This window comes from Streptomyces rimosus subsp. rimosus (assembly GCF_000720725.1).
GTDB lineage: Bacteria > Actinomycetota > Actinomycetes > Streptomycetales > Streptomycetaceae > Streptomyces > Streptomyces rimosus_A.
Genome location: NZ_JOCQ01000007.1, coordinates 70265 through 85393, shown reverse-complemented (window position 1 = coordinate 85393; position 15129 = coordinate 70265). Strand labels below are relative to the sequence as shown.

Sequence of the window (15129 nt, the reverse complement as noted above, 5' to 3'; positions counted from 1 at the left end):
CGACCGCGCGGGTTCCGTCACACGCTGCGCGGAATGCCGCCGCCCTGGTGGTCGGGCCCGGCCCGGAACTCCCTCAGGCGAGCAACCGGGGCGACAACGCCCCGCAAGGCAGCAGGTCCACCTCGGCGCCCGCGTCGCGCAGGTCGGTGAGCACCAGCTCGTCGTACAGGAGCAGGCCCGACTCGGCGGGCCAGACGACCGCCCACAGCCACAGTCCGCGCGCCTCCCCGGCAAAGACCGCGCGGTCTTCGGGGGCTCCCTCGACGTGCCACAGCGGTGTCGGGCGGCCGGCTGCCAGCACCTTTACGTGCGGCGGTCTGTTCACGCACATGTGGGGGCCGGGGTCGGGGCCGTCGATGCCCGCGTAGCGCGCGCCGAGGCCGACGCCCAGTTCCTCCGCGATCAGCAGCAGTTCGCCGGGGCCGCCGAGCGGGCCCGGGCCCGAGCAGGCCACGGCGGTGGCGCGTCCGCCGCTGCGGTCGTCGCCCGCGCAGGCGACGCCCGTGAACAGCCAGCCGACGGGCAGCGGCCACGGCATCCAGACCGGTACGCAGGCGCGGCGCACCACCACGGCCAGTGCTTCGACGCTGGGCGGGACGACCGGTTGCAGCGGGTGCACGGTGCCGTGCACGCCGCACTGCCAGGAGTCGGCAAAGAGACCGGGCGCCCGCACCCGGCCACCGCACTTCGGGCAACTGGGTTCGCCCCTCATAGAGCCCCACGGTCCTCCGGGCCGGGCGCCGCGTCAAGGACGATCACCCATCCGGAGCCCCGGACGGGCACCCGCCAGTGGTAGTTGTAGCTTGCACTCTTTAGGGTGACTAACTTATTGTGTGCATATAGCAACGTTCTGCTGGGGCGAAAGCCGACGACCAGGAAGGGACAGCGGCATGCGGGCAAGCGACAGCGGCGGCCACGGCGGCGCCGGAGAGGATCCGTTCGACGAGGGCGGCCGGAGCATCCTGCGCCAGCCGATGGCCGTCTGGGCCACGGCGGGCGCCTCGGTCGTCGCCTTCATGGGCATCGGCCTCGTCGACCCGATCCTCCCCTCCATCGCCAAGGGGCTGCACGCCTCCAACAGCCAGGTCTCCCTGCTGTTCACCTCCTACTTCCTGATCACCGCGGTCGCGATGCTGGTCACCGGCTTCGTCTCCAGCCGGATCGGCGGCCGCAAGACGCTGCTCGCCGGGCTGGCGCTGGTGGTGGTCTTCGCGGCGCTGTCCGGCACGTCCTCCTCGGTGGGCGAGCTGGTCGGCTTCCGGGCCGGCTGGGGGCTCGGCAACGCGCTGTTCGTTTCCACCTCGCTTGCTGTCATCGTGGGAGCGGCGGCCGGAGGCAGCGCCGCGGCGATTCTGTTGTACGAGTCGGCGCTCGGCCTCGGCATGGCCTGCGGGCCGCTGCTCGGCGCGATCCTCGGCGACATGAAGTGGCGCTACCCCTTCTTCGGCACCGCCGTCCTGATGGCCATCGGTTTCGTCGCGATCACGGTGTTCCTCAAGGAGCAGCCGCGCCCGGCCCGCAAGACGTCCGTACTGGACCCCGTCAAGGCGCTCGGCCACGGCGGCCTGGCCTCCACCGCCGCCTCCGCGTTCTTCTACAACTACGCGTTCTTCACGGTGCTGGCCTTCACGCCGTTCGTGCTGGACATGAGCCCGTACAAGTCCGGCGGCGTCTTCTTCGCCTGGGGCGTGCTGCTCGCCGTCTTCTCCGTACTGGTCGCGCCGCGCCTCCAGGAGCGCCTCGGGTCGCTGAAGGTCCTGGGCGGCTCGCTGGTGCTGCTCGCCGCCGACCTCGTCGTCCTGGGCTACGGCAACCACACCACCGCCGTCGTCTGCACGATCCTGTCCGGCGCCTTCATCGGCCTGAACAACACCGTCTTCACCGAGCTGGCCCTCGGCGTCTCCGACGCGCCGCGGCCGGTGGCGAGCGCGGGCTACAACTTCGTGCGCTGGTTCGCCGCGGCGGCGGCACCGTTCCTCGCGCCGAAGATCGAGGAGTGGACCGACATCCACATCCCGTTCGTGGTCGCGGCTGTCGCGGCGCTGGCCGGCGCGGGCATCGTGGCCGTACGGCGCCGGGCGCTGACCATACGGGCGCACGAGCTGGAGCCGCGGCACGCCACGGAGGACGGCGTGTCCGCCTTCGCCAACTGACGGGCCCTCAGCGCCACGGTACGGCGCGCCACCCACCCCGGGCGGCGCGCCGTACCGCTGCGCGGGGCCCCACCCCGTACGACCACGCCGCACAGCCCCGCCATACAGCACCGCCCTTCGGCCCCGCCCTACGTCAGCGAAACCCCCGCACGCAGCGGATCGCGCAGATCCGTTCCGCCCTTGAGCCACCGCTCCTGGAGCGCTTCGGCGCCGTGCACCCGCTTCCAGGCGGCCTCGTTGGGCGTCATCGGCAGCAGGGGCAGGAAGCGGACCGGCTCCAGCGGCTCGTCCAGCTCCAGGTCCTCGACCAGGCCGCCGGACTCCGCGACCAGTACGGACGTGAACGGCGCGCCCGGCCACAGCGGCTCCCCCACGTCCAGCGACGCGCCCGGCGCCACGATCACGCCCTCGACCTGCGGGGACGCCGCGAGCACGGCGAGCGCGCGGAGCACCTTGTCGGTGTCGGCGCGGCCGGCCCGCACCGAGAGCACCAGCTCGGCGCGCGGGCCGCGCACCGGGTCGGCCAGCACCGCCGTGGGGTCGGTCATCGGCCGGTCCGACATTCCGAGGGTGACATAGCGCACGAGATCGCCGTCCGGGCCACCGCCGAGGAAGCGCAGCACCTCGATCCGGTCGGTGCCGAGGAAGGTGACGGCGGCGCGCGCGTCCGGCTCGCCCAGGGTCGTACGCAAACGGGCTTCGACCAGCTCAAGAACGTCAGACATGCCGCGAGCATAGGCCGGGGTACGGGCCCGGCCGCCGCCGCCCGGCGGACGGGCGCACGGCGTCGCCGGGACGTTCACGGGGCGATCGTATGGAACGGGCAAAGGCGCGCCGGATCGGTTCCGGCGGCTGATAGCCTTGCCGTCTGGTCAGGGAATGACGTTCGTCCCCCAGCGGGGACCGGCCGGAGGAGGTGGGGCTGCGGTGGATCCAAGTCGACCGTGCAGTACCGACAGTTCTCCCGTCATCTCCCCGCGCGCCCAGCGGCTTTCTTGATCCAGGGGCTTCCGTACCCCCGCCGCCCGCGGTGAAACCCGCGAAGTTCCTTCGCGCCGGAAGCAGATGACGGAAGAGCGCCTTCGACTCTCGTTTCCGTGTTTTCTGCGAACTGCCGTCAGACCTGCGCACGGAGCGCCGCCCGCTTTGCGGACGTATGGCCAGTGCCGTCTCGTACGTCCACGTTCCGGGCAGCGTTACGCCGCGCGCCCGCGGCTGGCGGCCGGCCCGTGAAGGAGCCTGCCCATGTCGATGATCCGCGACCTGCGTGCCGCCGTCCGCCCGTCCCGGCGGCGCGAGGACTCCCCGTACAAGTACGAGACCGATCTCCGTCGGTCCGCCCACGCCAACAGCGCCATCGTGGACTGCGGCGTCTACCGCGACGGGCGGCGCGTCAGCGACCACGTCACGCCGTCCCAGGCGATGGCGAGCGTGCGCGGCGACGGCGGCTTCGCCTGGATCGGGCTGCACGAGCCCACCGAGGCGGAATTCGCCGAGATCGCACGGGAGTTCGGGCTGCACCCGCTGGCGGTGGAGGACGCCGTCCACGCCCACCAGCGGCCCAAGCTGGAGCGCTACGACGACACCCTGTTCACCGTCTTCAAGACGGTCCACTACGTGGAGCACGCGGAGCTGACCGCCACCAGTGAGGTGGTGGAGACCGGCGAGGTGATGTGCTTCACCGGCCAGGACTTCATCGTGACCGTGCGGCACGGCGGCCAGGGCTCGTTGCGCGCGCTGCGCCACCGCCTCCAGGACGACCCCGAGCTGCTCGGCAAGGGCCCCTCCGCGGTGCTGCACGCCATCGCCGACCAGGTCGTGGACGGCTACATCGCGGTGGCCGGGGCGATGCAGGACGACATCGACGAGGTGGAGATCGATGTCTTCAGCTCCGGATCCGACGGCAAGGGCGCGGGCGGCGGCAAGGGCTCGGCGAAGGGCGGCGACGCCGGGCGGATCTACCAACTCAAGCGCGAGGTGCTGGAGTTCAAGCGGGCCGTGTCGCCGCTGCTGCGGCCGATGCAGGTGCTCAGCGAGCGCCCGATGCGGCTGATCGACACCGACATCCAGAAGTACTTCCGGGACGTGGCCGACCACCTGGCCCGGGTCACCGAGCAGGTGCTCTCCTTCGACGACCTGCTCAACTCGATCCTCCAGGCCAATCTGGCGCAGGCGACGGTGGCGCAGAACGAGGACATGCGCAAGATCACCTCATGGGCGGCGATCTTCGCGGTGCCCACGATGATCGCCGGGATCTACGGCATGAACTTCGAGTACATGCCCGAGCTGAAGTGGAAGTACGGCTACCCGCTCGTCCTGCTGGTCACCGTCGCCATCTGCTTCGGCATCCACCGCGGCTTCAAGCGCAACGGCTGGCTGTAGGGCCGTACGGTCCGGGCCGCCCACCCGCCGCCCATTAGGCTGCTCCCATGACGGAGACCGTGTCGCAGGCGCTGCTGGACCGCGCGCTCATCGAAGAGGCCACGAAGAAGTCCGGCCTCATCTGGGTACGGGGCGCCACCGGCCCGGCGCGGGCGCTGTGGCACGTCTGGCACGACGGCGCCGCGTGCGTGGTCGGCGCGGGCGGCGATGGTACGGGCCGGACCGCCGGTACGGCCGACCCCGCCGACGAGCAGCCGCTGCACGACCTGGGCCTGGTGGACGGCGGCACCGCGACCGTCACCGTGCGCAGCAAGGACAAGGGCGGCCGGCTGGTCAGCTGGCAGGCCCGGGTCAGCGAGCTGACGCCGGACGGCGAGGTTTGGCAGGCCGCCGTGGAGGACCTCAAGGGCAAGCGGCTCAACGCCCCGGACGCGGAGACGATGCCGGAGCGCTGGGCGCGCGAATGCCGCGTGCTGAAGCTGGTCCCGATCACGGAGGCCGCGGCCCGCACGGACTTCGACGGCTCCTCCCGGGCCGCCGCTCCCCTGCCCACTCCGGCCACCACCCGCGAGCCGATCCCGGCGGCCCTTCCGAAGCTTCTGCGGAGGAAGCGGAAGGGGTGAGGGGGCCCCGGCCGATCCTGGCCAGCCCCGGCCGGTACCTGGTCGGTCCCGGTCAGCACCGATCGCACCTGACCGGACCTGACCGGACCTAGTCCCCGATCGTGATCGACTTTCCGTAGTCGATCACCTGGTCCGCCGCCGGCGCCCGCAGGTCCACCGGCTTGCCCCAGTCGGTGAGCCGCACCTCCCCGGCGCCGCCCGCGCGGCGCAGCCGCAGCGGGTACGGCTTGCCTTCGAGGGAGACGTCGAGCGTGCCGCCGCTGCCCTGGGCCGCGGCGATACGGATGGAGCGGGTGCCGTCCACGGTGCCGCGCTCGCCGGTGGTCAGCTTGCCGTGCAGGCCGAGCAGGCTGCCCAGGAGCGTGTCCTTGTCGGTGAAGCCGCTGAAGCGCTTGTAGACGGGGTCGGAGGCGGGCACCTTCACGTACTTGCCGATGAGCTTGGAGGCGGACGTCCCGTCGTTCTTCGACGGGGCGGCGCCCTTCTCGCGCTCCCAGAAGCCGGCGTCCGCCTTCAGGTACAGCGCGTCGGCGACCCGCAGCAGCTGGAAGGTGGCGGCCTTGGTGGACAGCTGGCCCTGGGCGCCGTTCTGCCCGAGCCGCATGTCGAGCTTGTACGTACGGCCCTGGCTGACCAGGTTGCCGGCGAGCCGTACCGTTCCGGCACCGCGGGCGGCCGTCTGCGCCTTGGTCTGGATCTGGTCGGCGGGCAGCTTGCCGACTCCGTTCGTACCGGCGTCCGGGTCCTCGGCCGCGCAGCCCGCCAGCGCCCCGGCGAGCACCGCGCACACCGCCGCCGTCAGCGCCGCCCCGCGCCTGCGGTGCGAAGCGGCCGGACGGCGGAAGCAGGCCCGGGCGGGGCCTGCCGAGGGGAATGTGGTCACGACGGCTCTGCTTCCTGATACGGATGACCTCGGCGGCAGTACGGCAGCGTACCCGGGGCCGGGCACGCCGTACGGCGGAGTACGTGGTGGACACCGTACGGCCCTTCCCGCCCGGGCGGCACCGGCCGGTGCACGTTAGCCTGAATTCGGATCAAGGCTCCGTGGGGGGCTTCACCTGCGGATGAGCGGCAACACGTAACGCGAGGCAGGAACGGGCGCGGCCGTGGCGACGCGGCGGACCGGACCCGGCGGCGCGACGGAAGCGGAGGCACTCAGCATGGCGGTGGTCACCCCCCGGGTGTTCGTCTCGCACCTCTCGGGCGTCGCCGTCTTCGACCCCAACGGCGACCAGGTCGGCCGGGTGCGCGACCTGGTGGCGCTGCTGCGGGTCGGCGGCCGGCCGCCCCGGCTGCTGGGCCTGGTCGTCGAGGTGATCAGCCGCCGCCGGATCTTCCTGCCGATGACCCGGGTGACGGGCGTGGAGTCCGGCCAGGTCATCACCACCGGCGTGGTCAACATGCGGCGCTTCGAACAGCGCGCCTCGGAGACGCTGGTCCTCGGTGAGCTGCTGGACCGCCGGGTGCGTCTGGTCGAGACGGACGAGGAGGCCACCGTCCTCGACATCGGCATCACCCAGCTGCCGGCCCGCCGCGACTGGGAGATCGAGAAGGTCTTCGTGCGGAAGGGGAAGGGCGGGGCGCTCCGTCGCAAGGGAGAGGCGGTGACCGTGGAGTGGTCGGCGGTGACCGGGTTCTCGCTGGAGGAGCACGGGCAGGGCGCGGAGAACCTGCTCGCCACCTTCGACCAGCTGCGCCCGGCCGACCTGGCCAGCGCCCTGCACCACCTGACGCCGAAGCGGCGCGGCGAGGTGGCCGCCGCGCTGGACGACGCGCGGCTGGCGGACGTCCTGGAGGAGCTGCCGGAGGACGACCGGGTCGAGATCATGGGCAAGCTCGCGGAGGAGCGGGCCGCCGACGTCCTGGAGGCGATGGACCCGGACGACGCCGCCGACCTGCTCTCCGAGCTGCCGGAGGAGGAGAAGGAACGGTTGCTCGGTCTGATGCGGCCGGACGACGCGGCGGACGTGCGGCGCCTGATGGCGTACGAGGAGCGCACCGCGGGCGGCCTGATGACGACCGAGCCGATCGTGCTGCGGCCGGACGCGACGATCGCGGACGCGCTGGCCCGGGTGCGCGACCCCGACCTCTCGCCGTCGCTGGCCGCGCAGGTCTACGTGTGCCGGCCGCCGGACGAGACGCCGACCGGCAAGTACCTGGGCCTGGTGCACTTCCAGCGGCTGCTGCGCGACCCGCCGTTCACGCTGGTCAGCTCCGTCGCCGACACCGATCTGCCGCCGCTCCCGCCGGACACCCCGCTGAACGACGTGACCAGCTATCTGGCCACCTACAACATGGTCGCGGCGCCGGTCGTGGACGAGAGCGGCTCGCTGCTGGGCGCGGTGACCGTCGACGACGTACTGGACCATCTGCTGCCCGAGGACTGGCGCGAGGCGGAGATGCACGGCCCGCCCGGCGCGGCGGCGGACCGGGAGGGAGAGCCGGACGATGGGCGCTGAGGAACGGGACGGTGTCAAGGAGCGCGCGCGGGCGCTGAGCGCGGCGCCCGGCTCGGGGCCGGGCGGCGGGCGCCCCCGGGTGCGTCTGGACCAGCCCCGCGCGCCGCGCCGCAGCCTGCTGCCGGAGTACGACCCGGAGGCGTTCGGGCGGCTGTCGGAGAAGATCGCCCGCTTCCTGGGGACCGGCCGCTTCATCGTCTGGATGACGGTGATCATCGTGGTGTGGATCATCTGGAACGTCGCCGCGCCCGACGATCTGCGCTTCGACCAGTACCCGTTCATCTTCCTGACGCTGATGCTCTCGCTCCAGGCGTCCTACGCGGCCCCGCTGATCCTGCTCGCCCAGAACCGGCAGGACGACCGGGACCGGGTCACCCGCGAACAGGACCGCAAGCAGAACGAGCGCGCCATCGCCGACACCGAGTACCTGACCCGGGAGATCGCGGCGCTCCGGCTGGGCCTGGGCGAGGTGGCCACCCGGGACTGGATCCGCTCCGAACTCCAGGATGTGCTCAAGGAGCTGGAGCTGCGTCAGCTGGTGGACGCGGAGGGCGACGGGGAGTACCGGCGGCGGGAGTAGGGCCGGGCCCCGTACGGCGGGGGCCGGTGGTCCCGGCGCGCGGCCGGCGCCGGGAGTGACGAACACGACCGCCGACCGGCCTTTCCGGAGGCCCCCACCGGCGCCGTAGTCTTGGAGCATGGCTACCGACACGCCCCAAGGCGCAGCGCCCAGCGAGGACGCGGTCCGCGCCGCGCTCGCCACGGTGAACGACCCCGAGATCCACCGCCCCATCACCGAACTGGGCATGGTCAAATCGGTGGAGATCGCGGCGGACGGCACGGTCGCGGTGGCGGTCTATCTGACGGTCGCGGGCTGCCCGATGCGCGAGACGATCACCGCGAACGTACGGGACGCCGTGACGCGCGTCGCGGGCGTCACCGGGGTCACCGTCGAGCTGGACGTGATGAGCGACGAGCAGCGCAAGGAGCTGGCCTCCTCGCTGCGCGGCGGCACCGCCGAGCGCGAGGTGCCGTTCGCCAAGCCGGGCTCGCTGACCCGGGTGTACGCGGTCGCCTCCGGCAAGGGCGGCGTCGGCAAGTCGTCGGTGACGGTCAACCTGGCCGCGGCGATGGCGGCCGACGGCCTGAAGGTCGGCGTGGTGGACGCCGACATCTACGGCCACTCGGTGCCCCGGATGCTGGGCGCGGACGGCCGGCCCACCCAGGTCGAGAACATGATCATGCCGCCGTCGGCCAACGGCGTGAAGGTGATCTCCATCGGCATGTTCACCCCGGGCAACGCCCCGGTGGTCTGGCGCGGCCCGATGCTGCACCGCGCGCTCCAGCAGTTCCTGGCGGATGTGTACTGGGGCGACCTGGACGTGCTGCTGCTCGACCTGCCCCCGGGCACCGGCGACATCGCCATCTCGGTGGCCCAGCTGGTCCCGAACGCGGAGATCCTGGTCGTCACGACCCCGCAGCAGGCCGCGGCGGAGGTCGCCGAGCGGGCCGGCTCCATCGCCGTACAGACCCACCAGAAGATCGTCGGCGTGGTGGAGAACATGTCCGGGCTGCCCTGCCCGCACTGCGACGAGATGGTGGACGTGTTCGGCACCGGCGGCGGCGAGCGGGTCGCCGAGGGCCTGACGAAGACGACCGGCACCCAGGTGCCGGTGCTGGGCGCCATCCCGATCGACGTACGGCTGCGCGAGGGCGGCGACGAGGGCAAGCCGGTGGTGCTGACCGATCCGGACTCCCCCGCCGGCGCGGCGATCCGCGCCATCGCGGACAAGCTGGGCGGCCGGCAGCGCGGCCTGGCGGGCATGTCGCTGGGCATCACGCCGCGCAACAAGTTCTGAGCCGGTCCGGACGCCGCCGGGAGCGGTGGCCGGAATGCGCCGAGGGGCGGGCCCGACGGGCTCGCCCCTTCTTCGTGGCGCCGTGCGGCGCGTGCGGGGCGCTCCCGGCCCCGCGTCAGTCCGCGGTCACGCCCTCCGCGGGCACATCGTCCGTCCGCGCGTCCTCCGTGGCCGCGCCGCGCCTGCCGTGCTCGTACACGCTCAGGTCCTTGACCACGGCGAAGCCCAGCCCGTACGCGCTCATCCCGCGCCCGTACGCCCCGATGTGCACGCCCCCGGGGCCGTCACCGGCCGAGCCGGCCAGCACCCAGCCGTACTCCGACTCGCGGTAGCGGAACGGCGTCGGCACGCCGTCCACCGGCAGCGTCAGCGCGCTCCAGCCCTCGCCGCCGAGGTCGTCGGCCAGCTCCCAGGCGAGCATCGTCTGCTGGTCGAGCCAGTCCTGCCGCAGCGAGCGGTCCATCTGCGTCGGCCACGTACGGGAGAGCAGGCCCGACCCGGCGAGCCAGGCCGCCGTGGCGACGGAGGTGGCCTCCAGGACTCCCGTGCCGTCGGCGCTGCGCCGCACCGGCCGGCTGGCGACGGTCACCACGACCGCGAAGCGCTCCGCGTCCGGCGCGGTCTCCACCTTTATGGTGGGCTCCTGGCCGTGGCCGGTGGCGCCGTGCTCGACCGTGCCGTCCGCGGCCGCACCGACCTGCATCAGCCAGCGGGGACCGGTGAACGCGTCGTCGAGTCCGTACCACGGGAAAGCGGCCATCAGGTAGCCGTCGACCTTGCGCGCGGCGCCGGCGGTGACCGCCCGCACTCCTGCCCGACCCGTCGTCTCCATCTGCGCGGAGCCTCCTAGTTGCCCAATGTCGTGGGCGGCCCGCCCCCCTCAGGCGACCTCACCCCGGACACGGGGAGCATAGTCAACCCGGTCGGCACCAGCAGGCATAAGGCTTGCATAAGACGAGTCAGGTGGCATCGGGGTCGAACGGCGGGCGCTCGCCCGGCGACGGCTTCGCGCCCTTCTTGAACATGTCGGGCGCCGCGGATCCGCCGCCGGTGCCCGCGTCGGGGGCGCCCTTGTCGAAGCTCACCCGGGGCGCGGCCCCCCGGTCGGCGGAGGAGGCGCTGTCGGTGCCGTGCACCGCGTCCGTGACCTCGGCCATCTCCTTCTTCAGGTCGAAGCCGTTGCGGATCTCCTGGAGGCCGTACTGGTCGTTCTCCAGCACGTGCTTGCGCACGAAGTTGCGCGGCTTGAGGTCCTCGAACTCGAAGTCCTTGAACTCCGGCCCCAGCTCGCTGCGGATGTCCTCCTTGGCGTTGTCCGAGAACGCCCGCACCTTGCGCACGAACCCCATGACATCCGAGATCACCTTGGGCAGCTTGTCCGGCCCGAAGATCAGAACCGCAAGGATCACGAGCGCGACCAGCTCTAGGGGTCCTATGTCGAAGAACACCTTGCAGCTCCTTGGGGGTGATCCGCGGCCAACTGGGACCTAGGGGGTCGAGGGGGACCTGTCCGGCCTATGGGCCAGGCCGCCTATCACGGTACCTGGCCCCGGGCATCCGACGGGAGTCGCCCGCCCCAACACCGTGCAAACGCTCACGCCGGGTCCCGGGCCCGGCGCTCACTCCTGGCTGGAGGCGCCCAGGGTGAGCTGCGCCGTCTGCTCCGCGCCGTCCCGGCGCAGGGTCAGCGTGAGCCGGTCGCCCGGCCGGTGGCTGCGGATCTTGATGATCAGCTCCTCGCCGCTGTGCACCGGCTGCCCGTCCACCTTGGTGATCACGTCGCGCGGCTTGATGCCCGCCTTGGCGCCCGGGCCGCCGGGGGTGACCGGGGTGCCGCCGTCCTTGCTCTTGGAGCTGACCCGGGCGCCGTCGCCCGCGTACTCCATCTCCAGCGTGACGCCGATCACCGGGTGCATGACCCGGCCCTTGTTGATCAGCTGCTCGGCCACCCACTTGCCCTGGTTGATCGGTATGGCGAAGCCGAGGCCGATGCTGCCGCCCTGACCGCCGCCCTCCAGGCCGCCGCCGGAGCTGTCGGCCGCGCGGATGGCACTGTTGATGCCGATCACCCGCGCCCGGGAGTCGACGAGCGGGCCGCCGGAGTTGCCCGGGTTGATCGGGGCGTCGGTCTGCAGGGCGTCCACGTACGAGACGTCGCTGCCGTCGCCCTTCTTGCCGCCCGCGGTGATGGGCCGCTGCTTGGCGCTGATGATGCCCGCGGTCACCGTGTTGGCGAGGTTGTACGGGGCGCCGATCGCCACGACGGGATCGCCCACCCGTACCGAGTCGGAGTCGCCGAGCGCCAGCGGGCGCAGCCCGGAGACGCCCTGGACCTGCACGACGGCCAGGTCGTAGCCGCCGTCCCGGCCGATGACCTTGGCCTTGGCGGTCTCGCCGCCGCTGAAGGAGACCGATATCTCGCCGCCGGTGCCGGCCGGCTCGACGACGTGGTTGTTGGTGAGGATGTGGCCCTGCTTGTCGAGGACGAAGCCGGTGCCGGTGCCCTGCTCGGAATTGCCGCGGACATGCAGGGTGACCACGCTGGGCAGGGCCGCCTGGGCGATGCCGGCGACGCTGTCCGCCTTGCGGCCGCCCCGGTCGCCGGTGTCCTGCGGCAACTCGATGGAGCCCAGACCGCCGTTGCGCTCGATGTACGCGCCGACGCCGCCGCCGATACCGCCCGCCAGCAGCGCCAGCGCGACCGCGCCGGCCGCCAGCGCGCCCCGGCGGTTGCGCCGGGGAGCCGCCGGGGGCGGGGGCGGCGTGCCCAGCGGCATCGCCGCGCCGTGCTGCGGTGAGCGCCATGGGTCGTACTGCTGCCAGTGCCCCGTCGCCTCGCCGTGCTGCTGTCCGACCGGCTGCGGTACGGGCGGCTGCCCCGGGTGGGGCGCACCGTGCGTCTCGGGCGGGAGCGGGGCGCCGGACGCGTCGTGCGCCACGGCGGGCAGCCGCGCGCCGTCGCCCTTGGTGAGCACGGTGGTGTCCGTGCCGGAGGACGGGGTGGCCATGGGGTCGTGGGACCCGGCCGGGTCGTGCGGGACCGGCGCGTGCGGGGCCGTCGGCTCGGCCTGGGGCATCGGCGTGCGGGCGGAGTCGGCGTACGGCTGGGCCCCGGCCGGGGCCGCGGGGGGCTGCGGCTGGGCCGGATACGGCTGCTGGGGCGGTACGGGCGCGCCGGTTCCGTAGGCAGGCTGCTGACCGGGCGGCGGTACGGCGGCCTGCGGCATGGCGCCCGTGCCCTGCGGCGGGACGCCGGTGCCGTGAGCCGGGGTGGCCATCGGGCGCTGCACCGGCGGCGCGGGCGCCCAGGGCCCGGGGTCGCCGTAGGGAGGCGTGCCGTACGGGTCCTGGGGGTGCAGCGGCTGCTGCGGCGGGGCGGGCGGAGGCGCGGTCGGCGGTGCAGTCGGCGGCGCGGGGGTCCGGTCGGCTGGAGGCGGCACGTCGGAGGACGAGCCGGTCGCAGGCGGGGGTGAGGCTGTGTCAGGGGCGGGTTCAGACGCACCAGTCGCTACGGATGTACCGCTTGATTCCGACATATGGCCTGATTCCGGCGAACCGCCCGCCGACACGGCATCCCGTTCCGCCCCCGCCGCCGCCTCACCGGGCGCCGCCGCGGAATCCGCCGCCGGATGCGCGGACCGCTGTCCCGGCCGGCTCCACCAGTTCCGCTTCGGCCCGGCGGCCGTCCCCTCGTCCATGATCTCCCCACCGATTCGCCCGCCGTGTCACGCGGGCATCGCCACCTCACCGGCGGCGCGGCCCGGCAAGAGCCCGGCGCGCCGCACCGCCCGGACAGCGATTCAACCAGGTCCGAGCGGCCCCGTGCAGGACGCGGTCAGCGCTGGACGGGGCGGTGGGCGGTCAGTGTCTCCCGGGAGGCGGGAGCGGACGGTCCGAAGGCCCCGGCCAGGGGACGGCCGGCGTCCGCGGGCGGCAGCGGCCGGGCGTCGGCGCGGGCGCCGGACAGCGGGGACGCGACGGCCGGTGCGAGGTACGGCAGGCCCTGACCGGTCGGCACCGTCAGCGCGGAGCGGCCGTCGGACGGCCAGCCGACCAGGGAGAGCGGCAGCGGCGCGGCGGACCGCGCGGCGGACGGCGCCGACGGCCCGGTCAGCCCCAGCGAGCTGGGCGCCGGCTCCGCCGTGGCGCCCGCGGCCGGGAGCGAGCGGGACCAGGGGGTGCCGGTCGCGGACAGGGGGATGCCGTGGACCGGGCCGGGCCGGCCGTAGAGGCCCGGGGTGGCGCTGAGCGGCGTCATCTGGCTGCCCGTACCGTCCGTACGGCCGCCCGGGGTGTCGACCGCCGCCTCCAGGGGCAGCGCGCCGCCGAGCGCGATCGCCGCCAGCGAGACGGCACCGGCCGCCGCGGCGGCGAACCGGCGGCGCTGCGGCCCGGGCCGCTCCGTCTCGTGGATACGGAACCCCCGCGAGCGCGGCTGCCGCGGCACCGCGCCCATGGCGTGCCCCCCGGACGGGGCGTACCGGATCGAACCGCCGCGCGCCTCGAACTCGGCGCCCTCGGCGAAGTCACCGCCGAACGCGCCGCCACCGGGGCCGCCGCGGCCCAGCCGCCTTCCATAGCCGTCGGCATCACCTCCGGGCAGGCCCTGGAGACGCGCCAGCAGCCCCTCGGAAGGACCGGGGGGCGCGGTTGCCGCGAAGACGTTCTTCAGCTGTCGCTGGTCGTCGGCCTCCGCCTTGCACTTTCCACACGTAGCGAGATGCGCGAGCACCCGCTCGCGCGCGTCATGCCCCAACTCCCCGTCGACCAGAGCCGCGAGGCGGTCGCCGAGATGATGCTCGGCGGGGGACGGACCGCCTGTACCGCTCACGCGATTCCGACCTCCCCTGTAGTGAGCGAAGTGAGCGTCCGCTGTTCGCGCTCGCGCTCCTCGGCGCGCGCCGCCGGGGAGCGGTGCTTGAGCGCCTTGCGCAGGTGGGAGCGGCCGCGGTGGATCCGGCTGCGGACCGTGCCCAGCTTGACGCCGAGCGTGGCGGCGATCTCCTCGTACGACAGGCCCTCGATGTCGCAGAGCACCACGGCGGCGCGGAACTCGGGCGCGAGGGTGTCCAGCGCCTGCTGCACGTCGGCGTCGAAGTGGGTGTCGTTGAAGTGCTGCTGCGGGGAGGGCTCGCGGCTGGGGAGCCGCTCGGCCGCGTCGTCGCCGAGCGCGTCGAAGCGGATGCGCTGGCGGCGGCGGACCATGTCCAGGAAGAGGTTGGTCGTGATGCGGTGCAGCCAGCCCTCGAAGGTGCCGGGGGTGTACGTCGACAGCGAGCGGAAGACGCGGACGAACACCTCCTGCGTCAGGTCCTCGGCGTCGTGCTGGTTGCCGGTGAGGCGGTAGGCGAGGCGGTAGACGCGTGCGCTGTGGGTGCTGACGATCTCCTCCCAGCTGGGCGGGGACCAGACCTGCGCGTCCGCTTCGGCGGCGAAGGTCGCTGTCGTAGCGGTGTCGGCGGCCCCTGCCCTGCCCTTGAGGCCGTGGGAGCGGGAACGGTCAGCGGTGTCTGTCACGGATTTCGGCTCGACGACCGACCGCCTGAAGCGCCTGCGCGCCCATCGGTCACCCGCCGCAGCCGCACCTCCCCTGGTGGCTCTGGTGGTGTCCAGTAGAGCCCCTACCATATCCACCTCGCCCGTTAGCTCCGGA

14 protein-coding genes are annotated in these 15129 nt (G+C 73.3%); 6 read left to right on the top strand and 8 right to left on the bottom strand.

What is annotated here, in order from left to right:
* Positions 1–73: 73 nt before the first annotated feature.
* Positions 74–712 (bottom strand): DUF6758 family protein, encoded by a 639-nt coding sequence (locus tag IH45_RS0105580; protein WP_030662252.1) that lies wholly within the window; start codon positions 710–712, stop codon positions 74–76.
* 178 nt (positions 713–890) lie between these two features.
* Between IH45_RS0105580 and IH45_RS0105575 the strand changes: the two genes are divergently transcribed.
* Positions 891–2153 carry an MFS transporter gene (locus tag IH45_RS0105575; protein ID WP_030662249.1) on the top strand — a complete coding sequence of 421 codons (1263 nt, stop codon included), beginning with the start codon at positions 891–893 and terminating at the stop codon, positions 2151–2153.
* A gap of 128 nt (positions 2154–2281) precedes the next feature.
* Here IH45_RS0105575 and IH45_RS0105570 read toward each other — a convergent pair whose 3' ends face one another.
* Complete coding sequence (locus IH45_RS0105570) at positions 2282–2878, bottom strand: suppressor of fused domain protein (protein ID WP_030662246.1); 597 nt, start codon at positions 2876–2878, stop codon at positions 2282–2284.
* A gap of 520 nt (positions 2879–3398) precedes the next feature.
* On the opposite strand from IH45_RS0105570, the gene IH45_RS0105565 reads away from it, so the two are divergent.
* Positions 3399–4535: a magnesium and cobalt transport protein CorA gene (locus IH45_RS0105565; RefSeq protein ID WP_030662243.1), complete on the top strand. Its 1137-nt coding sequence runs from the start codon at positions 3399–3401 to the stop codon at positions 4533–4535.
* A 47-nt stretch (positions 4536–4582) separates the two neighbouring features.
* Positions 4583–5158, top strand: a complete 576-nt coding sequence (locus IH45_RS0105560; RefSeq protein WP_030662240.1) for a hypothetical protein — start codon at positions 4583–4585, stop codon at positions 5156–5158.
* An 88-nt stretch (positions 5159–5246) separates the two neighbouring features.
* On the opposite strand, the gene IH45_RS0105555 is transcribed toward IH45_RS0105560, so the two are convergent.
* Entirely contained in the window at positions 5247–5939 is a 693-nt protein-coding gene (locus IH45_RS0105555) for a hypothetical protein (protein ID WP_032916869.1), read from the bottom strand.
* 379 nt (positions 5940–6318) lie between these two features.
* Between IH45_RS0105555 and IH45_RS0105550 the strand changes: the two genes are divergently transcribed.
* From IH45_RS0105550 to IH45_RS0105540, 3 genes are all read left to right on the top strand, one after another.
* Positions 6319–7617, top strand: coding sequence for a magnesium transporter MgtE N-terminal domain-containing protein (locus IH45_RS0105550; RefSeq protein WP_030662236.1), 1299 nt, complete (start codon positions 6319–6321; stop codon positions 7615–7617).
* Entirely contained in the window at positions 7607–8197 is a 591-nt protein-coding gene (locus tag IH45_RS0105545; protein ID WP_030662234.1) for a DUF1003 domain-containing protein, read from the top strand. Before IH45_RS0105550 ends, IH45_RS0105545 begins: the two co-directional genes overlap by 11 nt.
* A gap of 118 nt (positions 8198–8315) precedes the next feature.
* The gene (locus IH45_RS0105540; protein ID WP_030662232.1) at positions 8316–9476 is read left to right on the top strand and encodes an Mrp/NBP35 family ATP-binding protein; all 1161 of its coding nucleotides are present in this window, start codon (positions 8316–8318) and stop codon (positions 9474–9476) included.
* Positions 9477–9591: 115 nt separating this feature from the next.
* Here the strand turns inward: IH45_RS0105540 and IH45_RS0105535 are convergent, their stop codons facing one another.
* The 5 genes from IH45_RS0105535 to sigE form a co-directional block, all read right to left on the bottom strand.
* Positions 9592–10308, bottom strand: a complete 717-nt coding sequence (locus tag IH45_RS0105535) for a hypothetical protein (protein WP_032916859.1) — start codon at positions 10306–10308, stop codon at positions 9592–9594.
* A gap of 127 nt (positions 10309–10435) precedes the next feature.
* Complete coding sequence (locus tag IH45_RS0105530) at positions 10436–10924, bottom strand: sec-independent translocase (RefSeq protein WP_030662229.1); 489 nt, start codon at positions 10922–10924, stop codon at positions 10436–10438.
* A 171-nt stretch (positions 10925–11095) separates the two neighbouring features.
* Entirely contained in the window at positions 11096–12754 is a 1659-nt protein-coding gene (locus IH45_RS0105525) for a S1C family serine protease (RefSeq protein ID WP_463607443.1), read from the bottom strand.
* 557 nt (positions 12755–13311) lie between these two features.
* Positions 13312–14307, bottom strand: coding sequence for an anti-sigma factor family protein (locus IH45_RS0105520; protein ID WP_030662224.1), 996 nt, complete (start codon positions 14305–14307; stop codon positions 13312–13314).
* Complete coding sequence (gene sigE / locus IH45_RS0105515; protein ID WP_030662221.1) at positions 14304–14993, bottom strand: RNA polymerase sigma factor SigE; 690 nt, start codon at positions 14991–14993, stop codon at positions 14304–14306. The genes IH45_RS0105520 and sigE overlap by 4 nt, the downstream gene beginning before the upstream one ends.
* Between the last annotated feature and the right edge of the window lie 136 nt (positions 14994–15129).

Bases quoted from the DNA above. Each gene is read 5' to 3' on its own strand.
- IH45_RS0105580 (WP_030662252.1), bottom strand. From the start codon at position 712: ATGAGGGGCGAACCCAGTTGCCCGAAGTGCGGTGGCCGGGTGCGGGCG.
- IH45_RS0105575 (WP_030662249.1), top strand. From the start codon at position 891: ATGCGGGCAAGCGACAGCGGCGGCCACGGCGGCGCCGGAGAGGATCCG.
- IH45_RS0105570 (WP_030662246.1), bottom strand. From the start codon at position 2,878: ATGTCTGACGTTCTTGAGCTGGTCGAAGCCCGTTTGCGTACGACCCTG.
- IH45_RS0105565 (WP_030662243.1), top strand. From the start codon at position 3,399: ATGTCGATGATCCGCGACCTGCGTGCCGCCGTCCGCCCGTCCCGGCGG.
- IH45_RS0105560 (WP_030662240.1), top strand. From the start codon at position 4,583: ATGACGGAGACCGTGTCGCAGGCGCTGCTGGACCGCGCGCTCATCGAA.
- IH45_RS0105550 (WP_030662236.1), top strand. From the start codon at position 6,319: ATGGCGGTGGTCACCCCCCGGGTGTTCGTCTCGCACCTCTCGGGCGTC.
- IH45_RS0105545 (WP_030662234.1), top strand. From the start codon at position 7,607: ATGGGCGCTGAGGAACGGGACGGTGTCAAGGAGCGCGCGCGGGCGCTG.
- IH45_RS0105540 (WP_030662232.1), top strand. From the start codon at position 8,316: ATGGCTACCGACACGCCCCAAGGCGCAGCGCCCAGCGAGGACGCGGTC.
- IH45_RS0105535 (WP_032916859.1), bottom strand. From the start codon at position 10,308: ATGGAGACGACGGGTCGGGCAGGAGTGCGGGCGGTCACCGCCGGCGCC.
- IH45_RS0105525 (WP_463607443.1), bottom strand. From the start codon at position 12,754: ATGGCCACCCCGGCTCACGGCACCGGCGTCCCGCCGCAGGGCACGGGC.